Origin of the sequence: Streptomyces sp. NPDC017246, from assembly GCF_044331325.1 — a bacterium.
GTDB lineage: Bacteria > Actinomycetota > Actinomycetes > Streptomycetales > Streptomycetaceae > Streptomyces.
Genome location: NZ_JBIRMW010000009.1, coordinates 80,771 through 106,365, shown reverse-complemented (window position 1 = coordinate 106,365; position 25,595 = coordinate 80,771). Strand labels below are relative to the sequence as shown.

General features: G+C 72.2%; 26 protein-coding genes. 15 read left to right on the top strand and 11 right to left on the bottom strand.

The genetic code is table 11. The features are described from left to right. Positions 1–103: 103 nt before the first annotated feature. Complete coding sequence (locus ACH4MY_RS21945; protein ID WP_398005403.1) at positions 104–2,302, bottom strand: right-handed parallel beta-helix repeat-containing protein; 2,199 nt, start codon at positions 2,300–2,302, stop codon at positions 104–106. 152 nt (positions 2,303–2,454) lie between these two features. Here ACH4MY_RS21945 and hmgA point away from each other — a divergent pair, with 152 nt between their 5' ends. The 3 genes from hmgA to ACH4MY_RS21930 all read left to right on the top strand — a co-directional run bounded on the left by hmgA (position 2,455) and on the right by ACH4MY_RS21930 (position 5,936). Continuing rightward, the gene (hmgA, locus tag ACH4MY_RS21940) at positions 2,455–3,768 is read left to right on the top strand and encodes a homogentisate 1,2-dioxygenase (protein ID WP_398005402.1); all 1,314 of its coding nucleotides are present in this window, start codon (positions 2,455–2,457) and stop codon (positions 3,766–3,768) included. 40 nt (positions 3,769–3,808) lie between these two features. Continuing rightward, positions 3,809–4,558 carry a GntR family transcriptional regulator gene (locus tag ACH4MY_RS21935; protein WP_398005401.1) on the top strand — a complete coding sequence of 250 codons (750 nt, stop codon included), beginning with the start codon at positions 3,809–3,811 and terminating at the stop codon, positions 4,556–4,558. A gap of 118 nt (positions 4,559–4,676) precedes the next feature. Continuing rightward, entirely contained in the window at positions 4,677–5,936 is a 1,260-nt protein-coding gene (locus tag ACH4MY_RS21930; RefSeq protein ID WP_398005400.1) for a type ISP restriction/modification enzyme, read from the top strand. Here ACH4MY_RS21930 and ACH4MY_RS21925 read toward each other — a convergent pair. Then, on the bottom strand, positions 5,923–6,660 hold the full coding sequence (locus tag ACH4MY_RS21925; protein ID WP_398005399.1) for a TetR/AcrR family transcriptional regulator: 738 nt from the start codon (positions 6,658–6,660) through the stop codon (positions 5,923–5,925). The two genes, ACH4MY_RS21930 and ACH4MY_RS21925, sit on opposite strands and share 14 nt — an antisense overlap. Positions 6,661–6,723: 63 nt before the next feature. Here ACH4MY_RS21925 and ACH4MY_RS21920 point away from each other — a divergent pair, with 63 nt between their 5' ends. The 3 genes from ACH4MY_RS21920 (at position 6,724) to ACH4MY_RS21910 (ending at position 9,709) form a co-directional block, all read left to right on the top strand. Continuing rightward, positions 6,724–7,662: an ATP-binding cassette domain-containing protein gene (locus tag ACH4MY_RS21920; protein ID WP_398005398.1), complete on the top strand. Its 939-nt coding sequence runs from the start codon at positions 6,724–6,726 to the stop codon at positions 7,660–7,662. Further along, a complete protein-coding gene (locus ACH4MY_RS21915) occupies positions 7,659–8,438 on the top strand; it encodes an ABC transporter permease (RefSeq protein ID WP_398005397.1) in 780 nt (259 codons plus the stop codon). Before ACH4MY_RS21920 ends, ACH4MY_RS21915 begins: the two co-directional genes overlap by 4 nt. Positions 8,439–8,512: 74 nt before the next feature. Beyond that, a complete protein-coding gene (locus ACH4MY_RS21910) occupies positions 8,513–9,709 on the top strand; it encodes a CaiB/BaiF CoA transferase family protein (RefSeq protein WP_398005396.1) in 1,197 nt (398 codons plus the stop codon). 166 nt (positions 9,710–9,875) lie between these two features. Here the strand turns inward: ACH4MY_RS21910 and ACH4MY_RS21905 are convergent, their stop codons facing one another. Then, complete coding sequence (locus ACH4MY_RS21905; RefSeq protein WP_398005395.1) at positions 9,876–10,148, bottom strand: hypothetical protein; 273 nt, start codon at positions 10,146–10,148, stop codon at positions 9,876–9,878. 312 nt (positions 10,149–10,460) lie between these two features. Between ACH4MY_RS21905 and ACH4MY_RS21900 the strand changes: the two genes are divergently transcribed. Next, positions 10,461–11,507 carry a protein kinase gene (locus tag ACH4MY_RS21900; protein WP_398005394.1) on the top strand — a complete coding sequence of 349 codons (1,047 nt, stop codon included), beginning with the start codon at positions 10,461–10,463 and terminating at the stop codon, positions 11,505–11,507. Here ACH4MY_RS21900 and ACH4MY_RS21895 read toward each other — a convergent pair. Further along, complete coding sequence (locus tag ACH4MY_RS21895; protein WP_398005393.1) at positions 11,491–12,297, bottom strand: SGNH/GDSL hydrolase family protein; 807 nt, start codon at positions 12,295–12,297, stop codon at positions 11,491–11,493. The two genes, ACH4MY_RS21900 and ACH4MY_RS21895, sit on opposite strands and share 17 nt — an antisense overlap. A gap of 637 nt (positions 12,298–12,934) precedes the next feature. Between ACH4MY_RS21895 and ACH4MY_RS21890 the strand changes: the two genes are divergently transcribed. The 4 genes from ACH4MY_RS21890 to ACH4MY_RS21875 all read left to right on the top strand — a co-directional run bounded on the left by ACH4MY_RS21890 (position 12,935) and on the right by ACH4MY_RS21875 (position 16,812). Beyond that, positions 12,935–13,765: a glycosyltransferase family 2 protein gene (locus tag ACH4MY_RS21890; RefSeq protein WP_398005392.1), complete on the top strand. Its 831-nt coding sequence runs from the start codon at positions 12,935–12,937 to the stop codon at positions 13,763–13,765. Next, on the top strand, positions 13,762–14,817 hold the full coding sequence (locus ACH4MY_RS21885; RefSeq protein ID WP_398005391.1) for a glycosyltransferase family 2 protein: 1,056 nt from the start codon (positions 13,762–13,764) through the stop codon (positions 14,815–14,817). The genes ACH4MY_RS21890 and ACH4MY_RS21885 overlap by 4 nt, the downstream gene beginning before the upstream one ends. After that, a complete protein-coding gene (locus ACH4MY_RS21880) occupies positions 14,814–15,608 on the top strand; it encodes a polysaccharide deacetylase family protein (RefSeq protein WP_398005390.1) in 795 nt (264 codons plus the stop codon). Before ACH4MY_RS21885 ends, ACH4MY_RS21880 begins: the two co-directional genes overlap by 4 nt. Before the next feature lie 85 nt (positions 15,609–15,693). Continuing rightward, on the top strand, positions 15,694–16,812 hold the full coding sequence (locus ACH4MY_RS21875) for a DUF5925 domain-containing protein (RefSeq protein WP_398005389.1): 1,119 nt from the start codon (positions 15,694–15,696) through the stop codon (positions 16,810–16,812). Positions 16,813–16,829: 17 nt separating this feature from the next. On the opposite strand, the gene ACH4MY_RS21870 is transcribed toward ACH4MY_RS21875, so the two are convergent. Next, positions 16,830–17,204, bottom strand: a complete 375-nt coding sequence (locus tag ACH4MY_RS21870; protein WP_189833367.1) for a GntR family transcriptional regulator — start codon at positions 17,202–17,204, stop codon at positions 16,830–16,832. Between the two features lie 74 nt (positions 17,205–17,278). On the opposite strand from ACH4MY_RS21870, the gene ACH4MY_RS21865 reads away from it, so the two are divergent. Then, positions 17,279–18,202 carry a GNAT family N-acetyltransferase gene (locus tag ACH4MY_RS21865; protein ID WP_398005388.1) on the top strand — a complete coding sequence of 308 codons (924 nt, stop codon included), beginning with the start codon at positions 17,279–17,281 and terminating at the stop codon, positions 18,200–18,202. Beyond that, the gene (locus ACH4MY_RS21860; protein ID WP_398005387.1) at positions 18,183–18,662 is read left to right on the top strand and encodes a DUF402 domain-containing protein; all 480 of its coding nucleotides are present in this window, start codon (positions 18,183–18,185) and stop codon (positions 18,660–18,662) included. Before ACH4MY_RS21865 ends, ACH4MY_RS21860 begins: the two co-directional genes overlap by 20 nt. Here ACH4MY_RS21860 and ACH4MY_RS21855 read toward each other — a convergent pair. The 5 genes from ACH4MY_RS21855 to ACH4MY_RS21835 all read right to left on the bottom strand — a co-directional run bounded on the left by ACH4MY_RS21855 (position 18,659) and on the right by ACH4MY_RS21835 (position 22,617). Continuing rightward, a complete protein-coding gene (locus tag ACH4MY_RS21855; RefSeq protein ID WP_398005386.1) occupies positions 18,659–19,072 on the bottom strand; it encodes a DUF6299 family protein in 414 nt (137 codons plus the stop codon). The two genes, ACH4MY_RS21860 and ACH4MY_RS21855, sit on opposite strands and share 4 nt — an antisense overlap. A gap of 76 nt (positions 19,073–19,148) precedes the next feature. After that, on the bottom strand, positions 19,149–19,610 hold the full coding sequence (locus ACH4MY_RS21850; protein WP_398005385.1) for a GNAT family N-acetyltransferase: 462 nt from the start codon (positions 19,608–19,610) through the stop codon (positions 19,149–19,151). Next, positions 19,607–21,103, bottom strand: a complete 1,497-nt coding sequence (locus ACH4MY_RS21845; protein WP_398005384.1) for a tripartite tricarboxylate transporter permease — start codon at positions 21,101–21,103, stop codon at positions 19,607–19,609. The genes ACH4MY_RS21850 and ACH4MY_RS21845 overlap by 4 nt, the downstream gene beginning before the upstream one ends. A gap of 3 nt (positions 21,104–21,106) precedes the next feature. Continuing rightward, positions 21,107–21,637: a tripartite tricarboxylate transporter TctB family protein gene (locus ACH4MY_RS21840; protein WP_398005383.1), complete on the bottom strand. Its 531-nt coding sequence runs from the start codon at positions 21,635–21,637 to the stop codon at positions 21,107–21,109. Further along, positions 21,634–22,617 (bottom strand): Bug family tripartite tricarboxylate transporter substrate binding protein, encoded by a 984-nt coding sequence (locus ACH4MY_RS21835; protein WP_398005382.1) that lies wholly within the window; start codon positions 22,615–22,617, stop codon positions 21,634–21,636. Before ACH4MY_RS21835 ends, ACH4MY_RS21840 begins: the two co-directional genes overlap by 4 nt. Before the next feature lie 135 nt (positions 22,618–22,752). On the opposite strand from ACH4MY_RS21835, the gene ACH4MY_RS21830 reads away from it, so the two are divergent. Continuing rightward, a complete protein-coding gene (locus ACH4MY_RS21830; RefSeq protein ID WP_398005381.1) occupies positions 22,753–23,421 on the top strand; it encodes a response regulator in 669 nt (222 codons plus the stop codon). Positions 23,422–23,567: 146 nt separating this feature from the next. Further along, positions 23,568–24,584 carry a lytic polysaccharide monooxygenase gene (locus ACH4MY_RS21825; RefSeq protein WP_398005380.1) on the top strand — a complete coding sequence of 339 codons (1,017 nt, stop codon included), beginning with the start codon at positions 23,568–23,570 and terminating at the stop codon, positions 24,582–24,584. A 46-nt stretch (positions 24,585–24,630) separates the two neighbouring features. Here ACH4MY_RS21825 and ACH4MY_RS21820 read toward each other — a convergent pair whose 3' ends face one another. Continuing rightward, positions 24,631–25,500 (bottom strand): esterase/lipase family protein, encoded by an 870-nt coding sequence (locus tag ACH4MY_RS21820; RefSeq protein ID WP_398005379.1) that lies wholly within the window; start codon positions 25,498–25,500, stop codon positions 24,631–24,633. Positions 25,501–25,595: the final 95 nt, after the last annotated feature.

The window sequence follows — 25,595 nt, the reverse complement described above, 5'->3', positions numbered from 1 at the left end:
GGTGACCCGGTCTCCCCGGTCTCCCCGGTCTCCCGGGTCTGCCGGGTCTGCCGGGTCTGCCGGGTCTCCCGGGAAGACGGGAGGTGGGACTCGTGCGGGTGCGTCATGCCGTTCCCTCCCCGTGCGGTCCCGCCTCGGCCTGCCCGGAGTCGGGCTCCAGGCCCGACCTGGACCGCGGCACCGTGCCGGACGCCGTGCCGGACGCCGCGCCCGACGCCGCGCCCGGCTCGGGCTCCGGCTCCGGTTCGTGTCCGGACCCGGGCTCCGAGCCCGGTTCACGTTCCGCTCGCACGGCGTGCGGGTCGCGGGCTCCCGCCGCGACCACGGCCCACAGGACCCAGACGACGCCGAGCAGGAGGCGGAGCCAGGCGGGGCTCACGGGAATGCCGGGGACCATCAGGACGGCCTTGTCGAAGGCGTCGAGGAGGGTGAGGGCTCCGAGGGCCACCGTGGTCCAGGCGAGGACGGGGCGGGCAGGGCGCAGGGCGAGGCCGAGGAGGGTCCACCACAGGCCGGTGAGCAGCAGTGCGAGCGCCGGGACGGCGGTCGGGGTGAGGGCGAGGGTCGAGCCGGCCACGTCGAGGGCCAGGCCGGCGAAGCCGATGAGGGTGGCGGCGCCGGCGAGCCGGTTGCCGCGCAGTCGGCGCCACCAGAGGGCGAAGCCGGCCAGGGCGAGGACGAGTGAGCTGCCGAGGGCGAGTTGGGTCTCGACGCGCTGGAGGCCGCGGGCGCCGTACCAGTCGCAGCCGGCCGGGAGGCGGCGTGCCTGGACGTTGTAGTCGGCGCAGACGAGGAGTTGGGCGAGTTTGACGGGTTCGCCGACGAGCCGGTCGGTGTTCCCCGAGACGTCGCCGCGGCGTGCCCCGCAGCCGGGGAGGGCGCCGGGGCTGGCGGCGCCGGTGTCGGTCTGCCAGCAGTTGCCGCTGCCCTGGCCGTCCCACCAGACGTCGCTGCGGTTGGGGCGGGCGGTGCCGGCCCTGTCGACGCCGAGGTGGTTGCCGGCGTAGCGGTTGTGGTGGGAGGTGTCGGTCTGCTTGCCCCAGTCGGACTCGCCGCGGATGAAGGCGGGGACGGCGCTGAGGTAGAAGGCGGCGCGCTGGTGTCCGTAGATCCAGTTGTTCTCGTAGAGGTTCCAGTTGCCGCCGGCGGTGATGATGCCGGTGCCGGGGGGCATGGAGATCTGGGGGCAGACGACGCCCTGTTCGTAGCCGCGTTCGACGGGCGGTTTGGCGCAGGTGCCGTCGGCGACGTGCGGGTAGTAGTTCTGGTTGTTGTCGTGGATCAGGTTGCGTTCGAAGCGGGCGTGGTTCTGCGGCAGTCCGGGGTGGCCGGGGAAGGCGGAGTCCATGGAGGCTCCGCCCATGTTGTGGTCGAACTCGTTGTCGTGGACGAAGACGGAGTCGCCCGCGGTGCCGGAGTAGCCGACCATGTTGTGGTGGCTGCGGCAGCCGGTGATCTCGATGGAGTAGCGGGGGACGTCGTAGCCGCGGCCGTCGTTGATGTTCGAGGCCGAGCCGGGGTAGATGCCGGAGTCGCCGTTGCCGTAGGACTCGCAGTTCTTGTAGAGGCCGTGGTCGGAGGCGAAGGTGAGGAAGCCGTACTCGTCGTTCCAGCGGGTGAGGACGTCGTCGATGACGAAGCCGTCGGCGGCGAGCACGTACAGGGAGTTGAAGGTGGTGCGCTGGGCGGTGAAGTTGCGGAAGTAGACGCCGTCGGAGCCGTCGGCGCGCAGTGCGTTGAGTTTCTGGTACTTGGCGTCGACGACGACGTCGAGGCGGGAGGCGCCGGTGCCTTCGATCTGGAGGTTCTTCTTGCCGAGGATGGCGACGAGGTTCTGGTTGTGGGGGCACTGCCGCTGCTGTTCGTAGCTGAGGATCTGGTAGCCGAGCGCGGACCTGGGGGCCTTGAGCGTGGCGCAGGCTCCGGTGGGCGGGGGCAGTGAGGGCTCCTCCTCGTAGAGGCCGGGGAGGATCGCGATGGTGAGGCCGGGCCGGTCGACGGCGTCGACGGCCTGCTGGAGGTGGCGGTAGCCGTCGCGGGCGCAGCGCTCGTGGAGGGCGAGGTTCCGGGCCTTGAGGGTGGCCGGGAAGCCGGATATCCGGCGCTCGAAGTCGGTGCGGTCGGTCTTGCAGACGAGGAGGTCGGGTTCTCCGGTGCGGAGCTTCGGCACGCTGCCGGAGCCGTCCGGGAGGGTGATGGGCCGCTCCTCGTGGGCCTGGGCCCCGGGTGCGGTGAACAGGGCTGCGGCGAGCGCCGCGAGCACGACCGAGAGCGCGAGGAGGAACCTTCGGGTCCAGGACATGCGCGTGAGAGTAGAGCATTGTTCATCTTTTTTGACCCCCTCGCGCACCGACCGGTTCCGACGCCCGTCCCCGGTGCCCCGTTGACGGGAGGCGCGCGGAATCCTACGGTCATCCATAGGATTCCCATGTGGGCTCAGGACAGGAGCGGGCGATGACCACGGAGCAGGCCAGGAAGACGGCCGAGGCGCTCGACTACAGCACCGGTTTCGGCAACGAGCACAGCTCGGAGGCGATCCCCGGCGCACTGCCGCACGGCCGCAACTCACCGCAGCGCGCACCCCTCGGTCTCTACGCCGAGCAGCTCAGCGGCAGCGCCTTCACCGAGCCGCGGGCCCACAACCGCCGCTCCTGGCTCTACCGGATCCGCCCCTCGGCCGCGCACCCGCCGTTCACCCGGATCGACAACGGCGCGCTGCGCGGTGCACCCTTCACCGAGACCGTGCCCGACCCCAACCGGCTGCGCTGGAACCCGCTGCCCGACCCGGCCCCCGGCACCGACTGGCTGGCCGGTCTGTGGACCCTCGGCGGCAACGGCGACGCGACCCAGCGCACCGGTATGGCCGTGCACCTCTACCACGCCAACGCCTCCATGGAGCGGGTCTTCGGCGACGCCGACGGCGAGCTGCTGATCGTCCCGGAGCGCGGCGGCCTCCTCCTCCGCACCGAGCTGGGCCTGCTCGCCGCCCACCCCGGCGAGGTCGCCCTGATCCCGCGCGGGGTCCGCTTCCGCGTGGAGCTCCTGGACGAGACCGCCCGCGGCTACGTCTGCGAGAACTACGGGGCTCCGTTCCAGCTCCCCGACCTCGGCCCGATCGGCGCCAACGGTCTCGCCAACGCCCGTGACTTCCGGGCCCCGGTCGCCGCCTACGAGGACGTCGAGGGTCCGGTCGAGGTGGTCAACAAGTACTGCGGCAACCTCTGGTCGGCGACGTACGGCCACTCGCCGCTGGACGTCGTCGCCTGGCACGGCAACCACACCCCGTACGTCTACGACCTGCACCGTTTCAATGTCATCGGGACGATCTCGTACGACCACCCCGACCCGTCGATCTTCACGGTCCTCACCTCGCCCTCCGACACCCCGGGGCTGGCGAGCGTGGACTTCGTGGTCTTCGCCCCGCGCTGGCTGGTGGGCGAGGACACCTTCCGGCCGCCGTACTTCCACCGCAATGTGATGAGCGAGTACATGGGCCTCGTCGAGGGCGCGTACGACGCCAAGGCCGAGGGCTTCGTCCCGGGCGGCGGCTCGCTGCACAACATGATGTCCGCGCACGGCCCCGACCGGGATACCTTCGACCGGGCCAGCGCCGCCGAGCTCCGGCCGCAGAAGATCGACGACGGCCTCGCCTTCATGTTCGAGACCCGCTGGCCGGTGACGGCGACCCCGCAGGCCGCTGACGCCGACCACCTGCAGAAGGGGTACGACGACGTATGGCAGGGTCTTGAGCGCCACTTTCGGCCGTAGTGTCTCGGCCGTAAGCCCGTAGCCTTCGTACGGAGAACCTGTGACCGCCTTCGCTCCCGACTCGCTGGTCCTGAACCGCAAGCTGCCGCTCTGGTATCAGGTCTCGCAGTCGCTGCGCGCCTCGATACTGGGCCGCGCGCCCGACGCCTCGCTGCGGCTGCCCACCGAGGAGCAGCTCGCGGCGCACTACGGCGTCAGCGTGCTCACGATGCGCCAGGCCCTCAAGGAACTCGAGGAGGAGGGGCTGATCAGCCGGCACCGGCGGCGCGGCACCTTCATCGAGCCGGGCGCCCGGCGCTCCACCCCGCGCCGGCTGCTCGGCTCGATCGACGCGATCGTGGCCCAGCAGTCGGGCGAGCGGACGACGGTCCTCGGGCACGGCACCGCACCGGTGCCGGGCGAGCTCGCGGAGTACTTCCCGGACGTGACGGAGGTCGTGGCGTACCGGCGGCTGCGCCGCGACGGGGAGAGCGGTGAGCCGACCAACTGGGCGGAGAACGCGGTGCTTCCCGAGCTCGCCGCCACGATCGACCCGGCCGATCTGGAGCGCTGGCCGATGACGAAGGTGCTGCGGGACGTCGTCGGGGTGCGGATCAGCCGCATCACGGACACGGTCGAGGCCCGTCTCGCCGACCCGGAGACGGCGGCGCTGCTCCAGGTCCCGCTGCTGTCGCCGATCCTCCACTACACCGGCGTGACCTACGACCAGGGGGGAAGGGTCGTCGACGTGGCACGCATCCGCTACCGCGGCGACCGCTTCTCCTTCACCGTGACGGTGGAGGCCCAGTAGGGGCATCGGCCGGCCTCCTTTCACGGCGACGGCGGAGGCCCGGCCAAGGCCCCCGTACGCCCCTGCGCGAGGGCCCGGGCGCTCCGACGGTGGTAGCCCACGGACGGCGGTCGTTAGCATGCGGGGCGTGACGGAAGCCCCCGGAGCGAACGACGCCGACCCGCCCCTCCTCGACGACCTCATGCCGTGGTCCGTCGCGCCGCTGCGCTTCGGCCGCTCGTGGATCGTGGCGCCGGACGCGCGGACACTCCGGTCCCGCTGGGACCGTCTGGTGGCCGCCGAGGGTGCCGAGCGGGACGCCCTGTTCCGGCCCAGCCGGGCGCGGACCCCGGTGAGCGCGGTGCCCGCGCTGCCGGGTCAACGGACCGGGACCGCGCGCTGGGCCCGCGAGCCGGGCCCCTGCCCGGAGCCCGTACGGGTCGCGCGCGGGCCGTTCGACGAGCAGTGGCTGCTGCCCGACCACCGGCTGATCGACATCGCCCGCCCGGAGCTGTGGCGGGTCGCCGGGGAGCCTCAGCTCTTCGCCGTCGAGCAGGGGTACGTGCCGGGGGCGACGGGCCCCGCCCTTCTGGTGACGGCCGCGCTGCCCGAGGGCCGCTCCCCCGCGGGCCGGCCGGGGCGCATCCGGCCGTTGTTCCGGCGCCCCGGGGGCCACGAACCCAACCTCGCCCCCGGGCTCCTCGACTTCCTCGGGGAGCGGTACGGGCGCGAGGTCGACGCGCTGGAGTGGCTCGCGTGGACGGTGGCGGCGGCCCGGCCCTCCCCCGCCGGGTGCCGTGTCCCGCTCCCGGCGGACCCGGGGGTCTGGGAGGCGGGCGTGGCGCTCGGCCGGGAGCTGGTCGACGTGCAGGTACGCGGTGCGCTGAGCGGGACGAAGCCGCGGCTGCCGGGCGGGCGCCGGCCCTATGTGCGGGCCGCGGTCCCGGCGCGGCCGGGGGCGCTGACGTACGACGCGGGGGACGAGGCCCTGTGCCTCGGCGAGGGCCGCGTCTCGCCCGTACCGGTGGAGGCGTGGGAGTTCTGCGTCGGCGGGACGCGGGTCCTTGAGCAGTGGTTCGCGCATCGGACCGCTCCGGCGGAGCCGGGCTCGCTGGACGCGATCGGCCCCGCGGTCTGGCCGCAGGAGTGGACCTCGGAGCTGCTCGACCTGGTCACGGTGCTCGCGCTGCTCGGGGCGCGGGAGGCGGAGCGGACCGCCTTCGCCGCCGAAGCGGAGGCGAACGCGGAGGCGGGGGCGGAGGCGGAGGCGGAAGGCTCCACAGCTCTGGAGGAGCTACGGGCGGCGGGGGTCCTGCCCCCGCCGGCCCGGGCCCGCCGCCCGGCGTCCGTGCTGGACCATCAGGAGGAGGGACCCGAGGGCCAGTTCATGCTGCTGTGACGGGGCCTTCCGGCGGCGCGAAGGAGTCGAGGAGGCGGGCGATGGTCAGGGCGAAGATCTCGTCAGGGTCGACGGGGGCGGCGGGGGCCGCGGCGAGCAGCCCGGCCAGGTGCGGATACCGCCCGGTCGCCACCTGCCCCATGAGGTAGGCGCCGCGCACCGCCTGCTCCTCCGCCTCGGACCAGGGCAGTCCGCGGGCCCGCTCGGCGACGGCCTGCTCGTTGGCGACGGTCGCCATGACCGTGCCGTTGACCATGGCGATCAGCTGCATCTTCAGCCCCGGGGGCACGTCCAGGGGGACGAGGCAGCCCAGGCACCACTCCAGGAAGCGCAGGGCGTTGGGGCTGAATCCGTAGGCCGTGGTCATCACCCGGGCCAGCCAGGGGTGCCGGTACATGATCGCGCGGCCCTGGTGGGCGATCGCGGTCATGTCGGCCCGCCAGTCGCCGCTGGGCTCCTCGGGGAGCTCGTACTCGCCGCTGACCGCGTCGACCATCAGCTCGTACAGGTCCTCCTTGCGGGGGACGTAGTTGTAGAGCGACATGGTGCCGCAGCCGAGTTCGGCGGCGACGCGGCGCATGGAGACCGCGTCGATGCCGTCCGTGTCGGCGACGCGCACGGCGGCGTCGACGATGTCCCGCCGGTTGTACGCCGGTTTCGGGCCCCGCCCCGCACGCTCGGGGCGCGCCCAGATCACTTCCGGTTCGGCCGCTCGGCCCGCCATGGATCATCACCTCGCCTCCCATCGTAGTTACGTACACCGTACGCAGTGGGGTATGGTCACGTCATGACAACTACGTACGCTGTACTTAGTGAAGGTCTGCAGAAGCGATACGGCGAGGTCCACGCCCTCCGCGGACTCGACCTCGCCGTCACCGAGGGCTCCGTCTGCGGCATCCTCGGCCCCAACGGCGCCGGAAAGACCACCGCCGTCCGCGTTCTCACCACCCTCGTCGCGCCCGACGCGGGGAGCGCACGGGTCGCGGGGCACGACGTGGTGCGGGACCCCGCGGGAGTACGGAAGCGGATCGCGGTCACCGGGCAGTACGCCTCGGTCGACGGCGACCTCACCGGCGCCGAGAACCTGCGGCTCTTCGCCCGGCTGCTGCGCGCCCCGCGCGCCCGCGCCGACGAGCTCCTGGAGCAGTTCGGGCTCGCCGCGGCCGCCGGACGCGCCGCCCGCACGTACTCCGGCGGCATGCGGCGCCGGCTCGACCTGGCGGCGAGCCTGCTCGTACCGCCGCGGGTCCTCTTCCTCGACGAGCCGACGACCGGGCTCGACCCGCACAGCCGCAACGGGATCTGGGACGCCGTACGGGGGTTGGCGTCCGAGGGCACGACCGTGCTGCTGACCACGCAGTACCTGGAGGAGGCCGACCAGCTCGCCGACGACATCGTCCTGGTCGACGAGGGACGCGCCGCCGAGCGCGGCACCCCGGCCGAACTCAAGGCGCTCGTCGGCAGCTACGCCGAGGTCGTCGTCGCCGACCCCTCCTTCCTCGACGCGGCCGCCGCCGTCCTCGACCGGCTGACCGGTTCGGCCCCGGTCCTGGACGCCGAGCGCCGCACGGCCGGCGCGGTGACCACGGACACCACGCTCACCCTCCCCCGTATCGTCCGCGAGATCGACGCGGCCGGGGTCCTGATCGTCGACGCGTCGCTGCGTCCGCCCACCCTCGACGAGGTGTTCCTGCGCCTCACCGACCGGAAGGAGCTCGTCGCGTGAGCACCGCCCTCGTCCACGACGGAACGGCCGTCCTCGGCCGCCACCTCCAGCGCATCCGGCACGCGCCCGCGATCACCGTGATGACGCAGACGATGCCGATCGTGTTCCTGCTGTTCTTCGGATACGTCTTCGGCAGCGCGCTCGCCATGCCGGGCGCCGAGTACCGCTCCCAGCTGGTCCCCGGCCTGCTGGTGGCGACAGCGGCCGGTGGCCTCATGACCGGCATGTTCCAGGCCGCCCAGGACTCCCACCGCGGCGTCATGGACCGCTTCCGGACCATGCCCGTGAGCCGCTCCGCCGTGCCCCTCGGCCAGGCCCTCGCCGACCTGGTGGCCAGCGCCGTGGGCACGGTCCCGCTGATCCTGGTGGGGCTCGCCATGGGCTGGCGGATCGAGGGGACGGCGGCGGAGGCCCTGGGCGCCTTCGGCCTGCTGCTGCTCTTCCGCTTCGCGACGACCTGGGTGGGCATCCTGCTCGGTCTCGCCTCGAAGAGCGAGGAGGCCGCCGGTCAGCTCGGCAGCGCCACGTTCATGCTGCCGCTGCTGTCCAACGCGTACATCCCGACCGACAACATGCCGGACTGGCTGCGGACGGTCGCCGAGTGGAATCCCATCTCGGCGGTCACCACGGCGGTACGGGTCCTCTTCGGCAACGCGCCCGTACCGGCGGACGCGGCCTGGCCGGTGGCGCACCCGGTCGCCGGGACACTGCTCTGGTCGCTGGGCCTGATCGCCCTCTTCGCCCCGCTCGCGGTCCGCCGCTACGCCCGGGGCTGACGGCCCTCGTGCCGCACCGGGGGTGACGTACCCCCTGATGACAAGACCGGCCCCGCAGGGTAGGCAGGGCTTCCATGAGCACTCAGCCACTCCCCCTCGACGGAATCACGGTCGTCGCCGTCGAGCAGGCCGTCGCCGCCCCCTTCGCCACCCGGCAGCTCGCCGACCTCGGCGCCCGTGTCATCAAGATCGAGCGCCCCGACGGCGGGGACTTCGCCCGGGGGTACGACACCGCCGCCCGGGGCCTCGCCTCCCACTTCGTGTGGTGCAACCGCGGCAAGGAGTCCGTGGCGGTCGACCTCAAGGACCCCCGGGGCCTCGCCCTGGTCCGCAGGCTGGTGGCCGGTGCGGACGTGTTCGTGCAGAACCTGGCCCAGGGGGCGGCGGCCCGGCTCGGTCTCGACGCCGCCGGCCTGTGCGCCGCGCACCCGCGGCTGATCGCCGTGGACGTCTCGGGGTACGGGGCGGAGGGGCCGTACGCGCACAGGCGGGCGTACGACATGCTCGTCCAGTGCGAGGCCGGTCTGGTGTCGGTGACCGGCACCCCGGAACGGCCGGTCAAGTCCGGGATCCCGGCCGCGGACATCGCGGCCGGGATGTACGCCTTCTCGGGTGTCCTCGCCGCGCTCGTGCGGCGTGGCACGACCGGCCGGGGCGGACCGGTGGAGGTCTCCCTGTTCGATTCGCTGACGGAGTGGATGGGGCATCCGCTGCACCACGGGTTGCACGGGAGCACGGCCCCGGCGCGAACGGGGCTCGCGCACGCGGTGATCGCGCCGTACGACGCCTATCCGACGGCGGACGGGGGCCTGGTGCTGCTCTCCGTGCAGAACGACCGGGAGTGGCGACGGCTCGCCGAGCAGGTCGTCGGCCGCCCGGAGCTGGCCGGGGACCCGGCCTTCGCGACGAACACGGCGCGGGTGGCCGGGCGCACGGCGACGGACGCGGTGGTCGCGGAGGCACTGGCCCCGCTGACGACGGCGGAGGCGCTGGCCCGGCTGGACGCGGCGGGCATCGCGTGCGCCCGCCTCAACTCGGTCGCGGAGCTCGCGGACCATCCCCAGCTGACGGCCCGTGACCGCTGGCGGGAGGTGGAGTCCCCGGTCGGACCGCTGCGTTCGCCGCTGCCGCCGATCGTCTTCCCGGACGGTCCGGAACCGCGCATGGAACGGATCCCGGCCCTCGGGCAGGACACGGACGAGGTGCTCGCCGGGCTCGGGGTGCCCGAGGGCGAGGTGAGGGAGCTGCGGGAGGCGGGGGTGATCGCCTGAGATCACCGCGGCCTGAGATCACCGCAGGTCGCGGGCTTGCTCCGGGTACGACTGAGCGCCGGACGGGCGGGGACACGTCCGGCGGTGTCGCAGTCGGAGTCGTACGGGGCTACCGGGCGGAAGCGGGCGGGAACCTCGGGGTTGCGCGACCCGGCGCACCCGACTCCTAGCGGCGCGTTCCGAAGAGGGAGCGGCGCAGTCGGCGGAGCGGGGCGAAGAGCGAGACCCGCGCGCTGCGGCTGCGATGACCGTGCACCGGAGTCTCGGGCGTACGTGTCGTCAGCTCCCGCATCAGCAGCGTCGCCTCGGCCACCTCACGCTGGGGCACGGCGGGTCCGCCGAGCACCGCGAGATGACGGTCGAGCCGCGAACTCGTCGCGCTGCTCCCGCAGGTGATGGCAGGCACTCGCGGCCTGCTGCGCATTGCTATCTGTTCCATGTCACTCCCCACCCGTACAAGGGCACCCGACCCAGGGCAGGTTAACCCTATCGCCCCGCGGTGACACCCGTGTATCCCGGCGACGGGATTGACGGCACTCGTACGGGGGTTGACGGTCACCATCCGAATCCATCTGATTCCAGGGCGAGTTGGACAGGATTCGAACACCTGCCGAACCGTCACGAACCATCCTGCCCTCCGGACCTCCACACCCGCACATCCGGAGCGGTGTGATCTCCGCCACCAAGATCGTCCGAACCGTCCCGCCGACGGACCGGGGCGAGGAGGACACCCCTCGGCTACCGTGGATCCATGACGGTGATCGCGGGTCGGTACCGGCTTCTGGACGTCCTCGCCGAGGGGGCGACGGGCACCGTCTGGCGCGCCCTCGACGAGACGAACCGCCACGAGGTGGCCCTCAAGGAGTTCCGCGCCCCGGCCGGACTCCCGGCGGACGAGGTGCCCCTGCTGTACGCGCGCCGCGAGCGCGAGGCGCGGGCCGCCGCCCGGATCTCCCATCCCGCCGCCGTGCGGGTGCTCGGGGTGGCCACCGACGACGGCCGCCCCTGGGTCGTGACGGAGCTCGTCCGCGGCCTCACCCTCGCCGAGACGCTGGAGGCGGCCGGTCCGCTGCCGCCGCGCGAGGCCGCCCGTGTCGGCGCCGAGGTGCTCGGCTCGCTCCGGGCGGCGCGGGAGGCCGGTGCCCCGCACCGGGGCGTGGAGTCGCGGCACGTCCTGCTCGCCAACGACGGGCGGATCGTGGTGACCGGCTTCGGTACGGCGCCGGGGGACGACCCGGGGCCGGAGGCGGACCTCAGATCGGTGGGAGCGCTTCTCGACACGGCGGCGTCGGCGCCGCAGCCGTCCCTGTCTCCGGCGGACGCCTGGTCCGGAGCGCTCCGCGCCGTGGTCGACGGGCTGCTGCGCGAGGACCCGGACCACCCGGACCACCCCCTGACGGCGGACGGGGCCGAACGGGAGCTGCGGCGGGTGGCGACGGGCGGGACGCGGGCGGCGGCCGCCACGCGGGGGGAGCCGGCCGCGGCCGCGCGGAGTGGACCCGTCGCCCCGGCGGGAGGCGCATCCGAGCGAAGCGGAGAGGGCGGCGACGGTAACCACCGCACGACGAGCGGGAGTTCGGGCCCGGAGTCACGCGGTGCGAGGCCGCCCCGCCGGACCCATGTCCTGCTCGCCGGGGCGATCGGCGCGCTGCTGATCGCGGGAGCCCTGACGTATCACCTGGTCCGGGACGACGCACGAGGCGCCGGGCCCGGGCCGGGCGGTGTCACGAGCACCGCTCCGGCCGGCCCCGGCGCCACGGACGGCGCGGACGGCGGTCCGGTCAGACCGCGTTCCTGAAGCTGGGCAGGTATCCGCCGGACTGTCCGGCGGCCGTCGGGTGGTAGGACTCCCCGATGTTGAGCCAGTTGACGCTGTGCAGCCAGGAGGAGCTGGAGCAGATCTCGTGCCCGGTGAAGGCCGGGACGACGCTGGAGTAGGTGTAGCCGTGGTCGGCCGCCCGCTTGGCGACGGCCGCGTTGAGGTAGTCGGAGGCTCCGTTGATGGCCGTGCGCTCGTTCTCGCTGAGGCCGGCGATGCAGCTGCCGCCCAGCTGGTAGAAGCGCGGGTAGCCGAGGACGACCACGCGGGCGGCGGGCGCCTTGTTCCTGATCGCCGTGTAGACGGAGTCGAGCTTGCCGGGCAGCGTCGAGTCCACGTAGCTCTTGGCCTGATTCACGCGGCTGATGCACGTGGCCTCGGACTGCAGCACACAGGTGGTCATGACGTCGGCGAATCCGGCGTCATTTCCCCCGATCGTGATGGAGACCAGGTCGGTGGCGGCCGAGAGCGGTCCGAGCTGATTCGCGGTCACATCACCCGTTCGGGCGCCGGAGCAGGCGGTGAACGCGAAGGAGGAGGGGGCGTTCGCGTTCTTCCACAGCACCGGGTAGGCCTTCGTGGAGCGCTTGCAGTCGCCGCTGGCGCTGTCGTAACTCCCGGAGCCGACACCGGAGGAGTACGAGTCCCCCAGGGCCACGTAGTCGAGTGCGGCGGTCTCGGCGGCCTGGGCGGCGCCCGCCCCGGTGAGGGCGAGGACGGCGCCGAGCAGCAGCGAGGACGAAAGGGCGGTGAATCGGGACAGTCTCATGGAACCTCCCTGTAGCAGGATCTCTGCGCTACCAGGTAGTAGCATCGGATCCGCCCGACCGGAAGTGTTCATGTCAAAACTGGGGGTGAACGTCCCCTGATCCTCCGTCACTGACCATCGAAAACCAGCCACTCCAGGAAGCGGAGGTTCCGGTCCCGCCGCACGATCGAACGGGATCGCGACACATTCGCACAGCAATGCACAGGAGAGTGATCCCGTATCACTGTTCCCTGCGCGCAAACGGATTGAGCGAATCCGATCGGGACGGTTGCACATCTGACCGCCGAAGCTTCGCCAAACTACGGAAAAGCGGGCCACAGATCAGGGACTTGCCATACAGTCCCATTCATCAATACCGTCGTACATCTCACCCGCACCGGTCCATCACGCAAGCGGCTCAGGGGAGGGCTCTAGCGTCGCTGATGGTCCCGGAGCGGGGCGCGGTAGGGGGGTGCCGTGCTCGGTGTTCGAACGTGCGCCGAGTCGCGGGTACCGCGCGGCCAGACATGCCAACTCGCCGATCCCGCAAGGAGATCGTTTCTGTGCGGGCGGGGCGAGAACCCCCCTTTCGAACCGGACACACCATCGGACCGCCCAAGGGGTGGGCGGCCCACCGGACGAGAGGGAAACCAGACCCATGAGCTCGTTCCTGCGCCCATCCATCACGGGCCACGAAATAACCGAGCCGAGTCGAATAGCCGCCCAGTACCGGGCCATCACCTCACATCTGGCGATCACTCCGCCGGTGAGTGTTGTCATTCCCGCGATGAACGAAGCCGAAAATCTTCCGTATGTGTTCAAGACACTGCCGGAATGGATTCACGAAGTCGTCCTCGTCGACGGAAATTCCACCGACAACACGGTGGACGTCGCCCGTGAACTCTGGCCCGACGTCAAGGTCGTCAAGCAGGTCGGAAAGGGCAAGGGCGACGCGCTGATCAGCGGCTTCGCCGCCTGCACCGGCGACATCATCGTCATGGTCGACGCGGACGGCTCGGCCGACGGCCAGGAGATCGTCTCCTATGTCTCCGCCCTCGTCGGCGGCGCGGACTTCGCCAAGGGCTCCCGTTTCGCCAACGGCGGCGGCACCGACGACATGACGACCATTCGCAGACTGGGCAACTGGGCCCTCTGCTCGCTCGTCAACCGCAAGTTCGGCGCCCGGTACACCGACCTCTGCTACGGCTACAACGCCTTCTGGCGTCACTGCCTCGACAAGATCACCCTCGACTGCACCGGTTTCGAGATCGAGACCCTCATCAACATCCGGGTCGTCAAGGCCGGCCTCAAGGTGCAGGAGGTCCCGAGCCACGAGTACAACCGCATTCACGGCGTCAGCAACCTCAACGCCGTACGGGACGGCATCCGGGTCCTGAAGGTCATCCTCAAGGAGAAGTCCGTCAGCAGGGCGGCCCGCCGTCGGCCCGCCCCGTTCTCGGTCAACATCCCCCGGGGAGAGGTGTCTTGAACCACCGCACGTCCCCGCACGGCTTCTCGGTGGTGATCTGCGTCTACACGGAGGAGCGGTGGGAGGACATCCTCGCCGCCGTCGACTCCGTGCGGAAGCAGTCGCTGCCGCCGCTGGAGACGCTGCTCGTGGTCGACCACAACGAGCGGCTCCTCTCCCGGCTCACCGAGGAGTACGCGGAACAGCGGCTCCACGAGGAGGTGCGGGTGCTCGCCAACGCGGGCCCCCGCGGCCTCTCCGCCGGCCGCAACACCGGAATCGCCGCCGCCCGCGGCGAGTTCGTGGCCTTCCTCGACGACGACGCCGTCGCCGAGCGGGACTGGCTCCACCACTTCGCCGCCGCCTACGACGACCCGCGCGTCATGGCCGTCGGCGGCCGGACCCTGCCCGCCTGGGCCTCCGGCCGCCGCCCGGCCTGGTTCCCGGAGGAGTTCGACTGGGTCGTCGGGTGCACGTACCGGGGCCTGCCCCCGGGCCGCGTCCCGGTGCGCAACGTCCTCGGCGGCAACGCCTCCTTCCGTCGCACGGCCTTCGACGCGGCGGGCGGCTTCGCCACCGGCATCGGCCGGGACGGCGACCGGCGGCCCCTCGGCGGCGAGGAGACCGAGCTCTGCATCCGGCTCTCCAAGGCGCTCCCCGAGGCGATCCTGCTCATCGACGACCGGGCCGTCATCCACCACAAGGTGCCCGCCGTCCGGGAGCGCTTCGGCTACTTCCGCACCCGCGTCTACGCCGAGGGCCTCTCCAAGGCGCTCGTCGCCCGGAGCGTCGGCGCGCAGAAGGGCCTGGAGTCCGAGCGGCGCTACACCACCCGGGTGCTGCCCTCCGGTGTCCTGCGCGGGATGCGCGACGCGCTCCTCGGCCGCTCCGGCGGCGCGGGCCGGGCCGGGGCCATCGTGACCGGAGTGACGGTCGCGGCCGGCGGCTACGCACTGGGGTCGCTGCGGGCCCGCAGGAACGGGACGACGTTCTCCTGGGGGCCGATCGAGCCCGCCGGGACCGGTGAGACGCCCCGGCCCGACGCCGGGACTCCCGAGGGAGCGGCCTCATGACCGGGACCACCGCCGTACCCGTCCTCATGTACCACGCCGTCGACACGGATCCGGCCCCCGCGACCCTGGGGCTCTCCGTCACCCCCGAGGCGTTCGCCGCGCAGATGGACACGGTCGCCGAGCGGGGGTTCACCCCGCTGACCACCGCCGGGCTCGCCGCCGCCTGGCGCTCCGGCGGTCCGCTGCCCGCACGCCCGCTCCTCGTCACCTTCGACGACGGGTACGAGGGCGTGCACCGGTACGCGCTGCCGGTGCTCGCCAAGCACTCCTTCGCGAGCACCGTCTTCGTCACCACCGGCTGGCTCCGCGGGAAGCACGAGACGGGCGGAGCGCTCGACACGATGCTCGACTGGGCGCAGGTGCGGGAACTCGCCGAGGCGGGCACCGAGATCGGCGGACACAGCCACACCCATCCGCAGCTCGACCAGCTCGACGAGCGGCGGCTCCGGTTCGAGACGCTGCGCTGCCGGGAGATCGTCGGCGAGGAGCTCGGGACGGCGCCGGTCTCCTTCGCCTACCCGTACGGGTACTCCAGCCGGCGGGTCCGCCGCACGGTCCGGGAGGCCGGCTTCACACAGGCGCTCGCCGTCGGAAACGCGCTGGCCAGGCGCCGTCAGGGACCGTACGCCCTGGAGCGGGTGACCGTGCGCCGCTCCACCGACGCCGCGGAGTTCGCCCGGCTCGTGGAGGGCCGGGCGCTCGCACGGAACTTCGCGGCGGACCGGGCCATGACGAAGGGGTACGCGCTCGCGCGGCGCGCCCGGGGCGCGGTGCGGGGCCACTGGATCTGAGCGCCCTGGTCCGGGCCCGGAGGACGGCCGTACGCGGTGGCGTCCCGTTCAAAACCCGGTGCACGGAATGCCCGGTTGCCGGATCATGGACGCCATGGCTGACACCCCACCGGTACCGTCCGAGCCGCAGCGGTCGCTTCCGATCCGGCTCAACCTCGACGACAGCGACTCGCCCGCGGACGTCGTGGACGCGCTGTTCCTCGGCCGCTTCGCGACCGGGGAGCAGCCCCATTCGCACAGCACCACCCTGGACCGGGTCAAGCCCGAGGCGACGCTCCTCCCGGCGGGGGCCACGGTGCTGCGGGCCGCGAAGGACGACGACCGCAGCGCCGTGCTCGCCGAGGGCGAGGGCTGGACGCTGCTGATCTCCCGCTGGAACCGGGGCGCCGACGTCACCGTCACGGCCGCCGACGCGGACCTCGCCGAGCGGGTCCTGAAGGAGGCCACCGACGGGGCGAAGGACGAGCCGGAGCCGCAGCCGGAGAACGTGACGATGGGGTTCTGGTACGTCTCCCCCAGGCGCGGCCCGCACCGGACGACCCGGCAGATCAGCGCGGGGACGTGGGAGGAGGTCCGGCCCAACTACTCGGCGCCGGTGGCCGAGTCCATGGACCGGCTGATGAAGGTGACGCCCGAGTCGATCGCGGGCCGGCTCCTGCTGCTGCACGGCCCGCCGGGGACCGGCAAGACGTCCGCCCTGCGGACCCTCGCACGGTCCTGGCGGGAGTGGTGCCAGGTGGACTGCGTACTCGATCCGGAGCGGCTCTTCAACGACGTCGGCTATCTGATGGACATCGCCATCGGGGAGGACGAGGGCACGGCGAAGGGCCGCTGGCGGCTGCTGCTCCTGGAGGACTGCGACGAGCTGATCCGGGGCGAGGCCAAGCACACGGCGGGTCAGGCCCTGTCCCGGCTGCTCAACCTGACGGACGGTCTGCTCGGCCAGGGGCGCAACGTCCTGGTCGGCGTGACCACCAACGAGGACCTGGAGCGGCTCCACCCGGCCGTGGTCCGGCCGGGCCGCTGCCTGGCCCGGATCGAGGTCGGGCCGCTGAGCCGGGCCGAGTCGGTGGAGTGGCTCGGGCGCACGGAGGACGTGCCGCGCGAGGGCGCGACGCTGGCGGAGCTGTTCGCCCTGCGCCGCGGCACGCCCCCGGCGGAGCTCCCGGAACCCCGTACGGCGGGGGCGGGCCTGTATCTCTGAGGGGTACGCGGGTCGGGTCAGCTGTCGTAGGCCGCGCGCAGGGCCTCGTTCAGCGCCGCCTCCGCGGCCTCGCGGCTGAGGCCGAGACGGCGGGCCTCCTCGGCGTACTGGGCGGCGGCGGTGGCGGCCCGGCGAGTCGCCGCGTCCCCGGCGGCCGCGACGAAGGTGCCGTGACGTCCGCGCGTCTCGATCACCCCGTCCGCCTCCAGTGCCTTGTACGCCTTGGCGACCGTGTTCGCGGCCAGGCCCAGCTGCTCCGCGAGCCCTCGTACCGTCGGCAGCTTGTAGCCGACCGGCAGTCTGCCCGACCGGGCCCGCTCCGAGATCTGGGCACGCAGCTGTTCGTACGGAGCGGTGGTGGATTCGTGGTCCACGGCGATGGTGAGTGTCACCCCGCCGATTCTGCCCCCACCGCACCGGAAAATGGGAGGCGGCGGCGTACCTCCGGCCCGTAGCGTGCGGCCACATGACTGTGATCGTCCGTGATGTACAGGCGGAGGACGCCGAGGGTTTCGCCCGGGTGCGCCGGGCCGCGCTTCCCTTCATGCTCGCCACCGCCGAGCAGCTCGTCTTCGACTGGGCGCATGCCCATCCCGACAGCCACAACCGGCCGCTCGTCGCCGTGACGGAGGACGGGGTGATCATCGGGACCGCGCAGGTGGGGATCGCCCATGAGTCCCCGGAGCCCGGCATCGGGAACGTGAACGTGTACGTGGATCCCGCGCATCCGGGGCAGGGCGCCGGGACGCTGCTGCTGCGCGCCGCCGAGGAGCACCTCGCCGAGCACGGGGCGCGGACCCTGTACAGCTGGGTGCTGGACGCGCCGGAGAACCTCGCCTGGGCCGGGCGCCGTGGCTACACGTCCAGCCGTTCCGCCTACTTCCTCCGGCTCGACCTGGCCACGGGCGAGCTGCCTCCGCTCCAGGCGCCGCCGGCCGGTGTCGAGCTGCTGACGGCCGAGGACTTCGTGGCCGATCCCCGGCCGCTCTTCGCGCTGGACGCCCTGACGACGGCCGACGAGCCGGGCGACGTGGGGGCGGAGCTGGACGACTTCGCGCACTGGCGGGCCACCACCTGGGAGCACCCGCTCTTCGACCGGGCGCTGACGACGGTCGCGGTGGTGGACGGTGTGCCGGCCGCGTTCAGCGCGGCGCAGACGGACGGCCTGGGCCGTTACAACTCGGGGATGACGGGCACCGCGCCCGCGTTCCGGGGACGCGGGCTCGCCAAGCTCGCCAAGAACACCTCGCTGCACCGGGCCCGCGCGGCGGGCTGCACGGAGGCCTTCACCGGGAACGACACCGGGAACGGGCCGATGCTGGCGATCAACAAGTGGTTCGGTTACGAGGTCGGCGCACAGGAGGTACGGCATGTCCGGACGATCGGTTGAGGTCACCCTGACGAAGGCCGGCCGGACGAAGATCCGCTATCCGGCCGAGGTGCTCACGGAGGACGGCGCCCGGCTCTCGGTGCGCGCCCCGTGGGCGGCGGAGGGGGTACGGGACTTCGGCTTCGTACGGTTCGAGCCGGGCGATGTCTTCGTGGAGCACTTCTGGAGCGACCGCTGGTTCACGGTCAAGGAGGTGTGGTCCGCCGACGGCGCCCTCAAGGGCTGGTACTGCGACATCACCCGGCCGGCCGTGATCGACGGTTCCGCCGTGGTGGTCGAGGACCTGGATCTGGACCTGTGGGTGTCGGCGGACGGCAGCGAGGTGCTGCGGCTCGACGAGGACGAGTTCGCGGCGAGCGGGCTCGCCGCCTCCGATCCGGCGGCGGCGGCGAGTGCCGTGGTCGCCCTCGACGAGCTGGAGGTCCTGGGCCGTGAGGGCCTGATCGAGCTGCTGCGCTAGCGCAGTTCGACAGCCGACTCCTCGACGGCGAGGAAGTCGGGCGTCGGCAGGCCCTCCTCGCCGGCCGTGAGCTGCATGAGGGTGGCCTGCACCCTGGCCGTGCCCGGCCGGTAGGCGGGGTCCTTCACGACGGCGGTGTTGAACCACTCGTGGAGGTGCCCGTCGCAGACGGCGCGGGTGCCGCCGATGCCGGCGGAGTGGTCGCCCTGGACGAGGGTGGAGCTGACGAAGACGGCGCCTGCGCTGTCGTCGAGGCAGCGGTAGGTGCCGGAGAGGGTGACCGTGCTGTCGTCGGCGACGGTTCCGTAACCGTAGACGGAGAGGCCGTCGACCCCTTCCGCGTGGGCGAGGGGGGCGACGGCGGCGGAGGCGAGCAGGACGCCTGAGGCGAGGGCGAGTCGGACGCGCATGAGCGGGGTCCCTTCGGGGTGGGGGGATGGTGCTGCCCGCCAGGGATATCGGATCCGGCCGCCAAGTGGCCGAGACTCACCCTATTGGGGGCGAGTTGAGGACCTTCCGATAGTGAATACGGTCGTACGGTCCGTCCAGACGACGCTCGACGACCTCGTAGCCGTACCGCTCGTACAGCTTCTGGTTCTCCCACATCATCGCGTTGGTCAGCAGCCTGACCTCGGGAAGCCCCAGCTCGCGCGCCCGGGACTCCACGAAGCCGAGCAGCAGGCCGCCCAGCCCGGTGCCCTGGGCGTCGGGGTGGACGGCGATGCTGTCGAGATGGAGATGGTCGGCCTCGGTCCTGAGGACCACGAGGCCGACCACCGGATCACCGGCGACGAACACCCTCCCGGCGGCCACGTCCGCCGCGTGGTCCGCCTCCATCGGCACCGGCACGAGGCCGATGCGCGCGATGTAGTGGTGGTAGGCCGCGTCGGTCACGGCCTTCACCCCCGGGACGTCGAGGCCGGTCGCACGGCGGATCTCCGTTGTCATACCGACACGTTACGACGCCGGACGATCACCTTCCTCAGCAGCGGCCAGGCGAGCAGGACCACGACGACCGCGTACACGGTGACCGAGAACGGGGTGTTCACCAGGCCCGTCACCGAGCCGTCGCTGATCTGCAGGGCGCGGCGCAGCTGCTGCTCGGCGGCCGGGCCGAGGATGACCCCGATGACGGCCGGCAGGACCGGCAGTCCGTACCGCCGCATGCCCAGCCCGATCAGACCGATGACCAACAGGATGACCAGGTCCAGCGCCTCACCGCCCACCGCGTACGCGCCGACGGCGGCGAAGAAGAGGATGCCCGCGTAGAGGTACGGACGCGGGATGCGCAGCAGCTTCGCCCAGACGGGCGCGAGCGGCAGATTGAGCGCGAGCAGCAGCACCATGCCGACGAACAGCGAGGCGATGAGCCCCCACACCAGCTCCGGCTCCCGCTCGAACAGCAGCGGACCCGGCTGGATGCCGTACTGCTGGAACGCGGCCAGCATCACGGCGGCGACGGCCGTCGTCGGCAGCCCCAGGGTCAGCATGGCCACGAGCGTCCCGGCCGCCGAGGCCGAGGCCGCCGACTCGGGCCCCGCCACACCCTCGATGGCGCCCTTGCCGAACTGCTCCTTGTGCTTCGAGAGACGCTTCTCCGTCACGTACGAGAGGAAGGTCGGGATCTCCGCACCGCCGGCCGGGATCGCGCCGAACGGGAAGCCGATGAGGGGACCGCGCAGCCAGGACTTCCAGGTGCGCCTCACATCGTCCCTGCCCAGCCAGGGGCGCCCGACGGGAATGGCCTTCCCCGCCGTGCGGCGCAGATGCGCCGCGACCCACAGGGCCTCGCCGATGGCGAAGAGACCGACCGCGACGATGACGACGTCGACGCCGTCGGCGAGCTGGAGCGAACCGAAGGTGAGGCGCTGCTGCCCGGTCATCTGGTCCAGGCCGACCAGACCGATCGTGAGACCGATGAGCAGCGAGGCGAGCCCCCGGATGCGGGAGGAGCCGAGGACCGAGGTCACCGCGATGAAGGCGAGGACCATCAGGGCGAGATAGTCGGGGGCGCCGATGTCGACGGCGAGCGCGGCGACCGTCGGCGCCAGCACCACGAGCAGGATCGTGCCGATCATGCCGCCGGCGAAGTGACCGACGGCAGCGGCGGCGAGGGCCTGGGCACCACGGCCCGACTTGGCCATTGGATTGCCCTCGATGGCGGCGACGACGGCCGCGCTCTCCCCGGGGGTGTTGAGGAGGATCGAGGTGGTGGAGCCGCCGAACATGGCGCCGTAGTAGATACCGGCGAACATGATGAACGCGCCCGTCGGCTCCAGTCCGTAGGTCACCGGGAGCAGCAGGGCCACGGCCATGGCGGGGCCGATGCCGGGCAGGACACCGATCGCCGTGCCGAGAAGCACGCCGATGGCCGCCCACAGCAGATTCATCGGGGTGAGCGCGGTCCCGAAGCCGTCGATGAGGGAGTTCAGGGAATCCATGGGTCAGATCACTCCCATCAGCGGACCGCCGGGCAGCGGTACACCGAGCAGCGTGTCGAAGACGACGTAGGTGAGGAGCGAGAGGGCGGCCGCGATCAGCGGGTCACGGTGGAGGTGACGGCTGCCGAGGGCGTAGGCCGCGCCCCAGAAGAGAAGCGCTCCGGCGACGGGGAAGCCGACCGGGCCGATGAGGACGGCGAAGCCGAGGAAGACACCGGTGAGGAGCAGCACCGTGCGCCAGTCGGCGGGCTCGGTCAGATCGACGTCCTCGCCGGCCTCGGCCTCGCCGCGGCCGCCGCGCAGGACGTCGACGGAGAGGAGCACGGCGACGAGGAGCAGGCCGCAGCCGACGACGAGGGGGACGGTGGCGGGACCGACGGGGCCGCGGCCCGCGAGGTCGGCGTCGAGGGTGAGGGCGTCGGTGAGCACCAGCACGCCCAGGGCGAACAGCAGCACGCCGACGCCGAGTTCGGACCGCTCGCGCAGCCAGGAGGCGCGGTTCTCCTTCTTGGTGCTCGCGGATGTGGCGCTCACAGGCCGAGCTCCTTCAGTACGGAGCCGACGCGCCGGTCCTGCTCGGCGAGGAAGGAGCCGAACTCCTCACCGGGCAGGAAGGCGTCGGTCCAGCCGTGGGTCTTCAGCGACTCGCGCCACTGCGGGGAGTCGTGCAGTTCGGTCACCAGCGTGACGAGCTTCTGGCGCTCGGCGTCGGAGAGGCCGGGCGGGGCGACGACGCCGCGCCAGTTGGTGAACTCGGTGTCGAGGCCGGCCTCGCGGAGGGTCGGGGCGTCGAGCCCGGGCACCCGCTCGGGGCCGGTGACGGCGAGGAGGCGCAGCTCGCCCGCCTTGATCTGGTCGAGGTACTCGCCGACGCCGGAGACACCGAAGGCGACCTTGTTGCCGAGGATGGAGGCGAGGAGCTCGCCGCCGCCGTCGAAGGGGACGTAGTTGACGTCCTTGGGGGCGATCCCGGCGGCCTGGGCCATCAGCATCGGGGCGAGGTGGTCGGGACCGCCGGGCGAGGAGCCGCCGCCGACGGGCAGCTTGCCGGGATTCTTCTTCCAGGCGGCGAGCAGCTCCTCGATCGTCCTGTAGGGGGAGTCCTTGCCGACCACGACGATGTCCTGCTCCTCGGTGAGCCGGGCGATCGGGGTGGTGTCGGCGAGGGTCCTGGGGGTCTCGTTGGTGTGGACGGCGCCGACGACGCCGAGGCCCATGGACATGGCGAGACGGCCGTTGCCGCGTTCGCCGACGAGCCGGGTGAGGCCGACGGTGCCGCCGGCGCCGGGCAGGTTGAAGACCTCGATGTCGCCGGTGAGACCCGCCTCCTCGGCGTTCTTGGCGGCGGTGCGGGCGGTGATGTCGTATCCGCCGCCGGGAGTGTTGGGGACCATGAATCGCAGGCCGGGTATCTGCGTGCCGGTGTCGGAACCGCTGCCCGGACTGAGCAGCGGCGGACCCACCAGGACGAGCAGAGCGGCCCCGAGGAGGGCGAAGGGAGTGCGCAACCGCACGTGTGCCGCCTCTCAGGCAGAAGGGAAATGGGGGTGTGAGGTGGCCCACATGTTGCCCTCGCGTTAAGAAGCTGTCTCTCTTCCGCAACCAACGGACGTTGTGGTCGTTGTGGTCGGGACCTAGCGTGGGTCGGCGTGACGAACGTGCTGGTGGTGGACGACGACTTCATGGTCGCCAAGCTGCACTGCCGCTATGTGTCGGCGGTGGCGGGCTTCACGGTGTCCGGGGTCGCGCACAACGGCGCCGAGGCGCTGCGGGCGGCCGAACGGCTCAGACCGGACCTGGTGCTGCTCGACGTCTTCCTGCCGGACATGGACGGCATCCAGGTACTGCGGGAGCTGCGCGCGGCGGGCCTCGGCATGGACGCGCTCTTCATCACGGCGGCTCGGGACGTGGGCACGATCCGCGAGGCGCTGCGGGCGGGGGCGCTGCACTACCTGATCAAACCGTTCAGCCAGGCGGCACTGCACGAACAGCTCCGCCACGTGGCCTCGCTCCGCAGCCGCCTCGACGAACTCGACGAGGCCCGCCAGGAGGACGTCGACCAGATCTTCGGCACCCGCCCCCGCGGCTCCCGAGAACTCCCGAAGGGCCTCGCCGCCCACACGGCCGACCTGGTCGACTCCGTCCTCCGCGCCCACCCGGACGGCCTCTCGGCCACGGAATGCGCCGAAGCGGGCTCCCTGTCCCGGGTGAGCGCCCGCCGCTACCTGGAGTACTTCGCACAGACGGGCCGAGCGGAGATCACCCTGCGATACGGCGGAACGGGCCGCCCGGAACGACGCTACCGACGGCTGGGCTGAGCCCCTCTCTCAGCCGCTGCTTAGCGGTTCCTTAAAGGGGTCCTAAGGATCGCCGTCTCCCCCTCTCCACCGGCTTTTTCGCGGATTCGGGCGGCTAGTTTGCTGAGCAACCCCCCACACCACCCTCGTGAAGGAGCTGTCCCCCCATGACTTCTCGCCGTACCGCCGCCGTCACCGCCACCGCGGTTCTGGTCCTTTCCGGGATCTCATCGGCGCCCGCTTTCGCGCACGGGTCGATGACCGATCCCGTGAGCCGGGTCTCGGCCTGTTACGCGGAGGGGCCCGAGTCGCCCAGGTCGGCGGCGTGCAAGGCGGCCGTGGCGGCGAGTGGGACGCAGGCGTTCTACGACTGGAACGCGGTGAACATCGCCAACGCCGCCGGGAAGCACCGTGAGCTGATCCCGGACGGCAAGCTGTGCAGTGCGGGGAACGACAAGTACCGGGGGCTCGATCTGGCGCGGGCCGACTGGCCGGCGAGTCCGATGGCCTCCGGGGCGCACACCTTCCGTTACAAGGGGACCGCGCCGCACCGGGGCTCGTTCGCGCTGTACGTGACGAAGGACGGGTACGACCCGTCGAAGCCGCTGAAGTGGTCGGACCTGGAGGAGAAGCCGTTCGCGACGGTGACCGATCCGCGGATGGAGAGCGGTGACTACGTCTTCCGGGGCACGGTGCCGAAGAAGTCCGGCCGGCACCTGATCTACTCGGTCTGGCAGCGCTCCGACTCCCCCGAGGCCTTCTACACCTGCTCGGACGTGGTGTTCGGGAAGGACAGCGGCGGTACGGCCCCGGCGCCGACCGCTTCCGCGCCGAGCGACCAGCAGATCGAGGACGGTCAGGACGAGTCCTCGGTGGAGCACGGTGGGCACGGGGACGGCGACCACGCCACGGGAGCCGGGGCGACGGCCGCGGCCCCCGGGACGAGCGGGCAGCCGGCGCGGGAGACGTCGTCCGGCCCGTCGGCGGAGCCCGAGGCGGACGGCGCCTCCTCCGCCGCTCCCAACGCCCCGGCTCCCGCAGCCGGTTCGGGCTCCGGTGAGGTGCTCGCCGAGACCGGTGGCGACGCCACGACCCCGTATCTCGCGGTCGGTGGCGCCGCCGTGCTCGCGCTCGGTGCGGCCGTGCTCTTCGGGTCGGCCCGGCGTCGCCGTACCCAGGGCTAGGGAGAGTCGGGACCGCCCGGCCCCGGGGCCTGGCGGTCCCGGAGGGTCAGCCGATCACCGAGAGGCAGGTGGTCGGGGTCGCGTGGGCCGGGTCGAGGGCGTTGGCCACCTCGTGGAAGGTGACCCGGTCCACCGTGCCGATCGCCACGTGTTCGGACAGGTCGAGCGCGCACTTGTCCTGGATGAGGACGTTGGTGACGTTCGGGCCGCTCAGGAACTGCGTGCGGTACGGGGTCACCACCTCGTCGTACTGGCTCGCGATGACGTGGTAGCGGACCCCGGGCACGGTGTCGCCGCCCTCGTTGAGCTTGGTGATGAAGGGCGAGCCGGCGATCTGGTCGGCGAGGCCGGGGGTGTTGGCCTTGATCAGGTCCTCCGCGCCGGGGAAGTACGGCAGGAGTCCGGTGAGGCCGAGCAGGGTGGTGCCGTGGTTGTCAGGGGCGATCCCGACGAGCGTGTTCACCTTCTCGGCCCCGCCGAGGAACTTGAGGTACCAGCGGGGCATCATGCCGCCCTGGGAGTGTCCGACGATGTCCGCCTCGGGGGCTCCGGTGGCGGCGAGGACCCGGTCGACGTACGTGTCGAGCTGTCCGGCGGACGCGGCGATCGGCCCGAGTCCGTGGAAGAACGGCACGTTCGGCAGCTGGCCGTAGTCGAGCGAGAAGACGCAGTAACCGCGGTTGACCAGGTACGGCGCGAGGACGAGCCAGTTGTCGACGGAGTTCCCGAGGGTTCCGTGGACGAGGACGACGGGCCGCGGGTGTGCGGCGGAGGGCTTGCAGGAGTAGTCGTTCCAGCCCCGGCTCGCGGTGGCGGTCTCGGCCTGGGCCGAGGCGGCGGCGGTCGGGGCGAGTGTGGCGGCGGCGGTCAGCAGCAGGACGGACAGCGCTCTGACGGTGTGCTTCCAGGGCAGCATCGGGCGATCTCCTTGCGGCTCAAGGGGATGGTGGGGGTGCTGTGCCCTGCGGTCCGGACCACAAGTGGGGATGCGCGGTGGGGATGCGCTTCAGC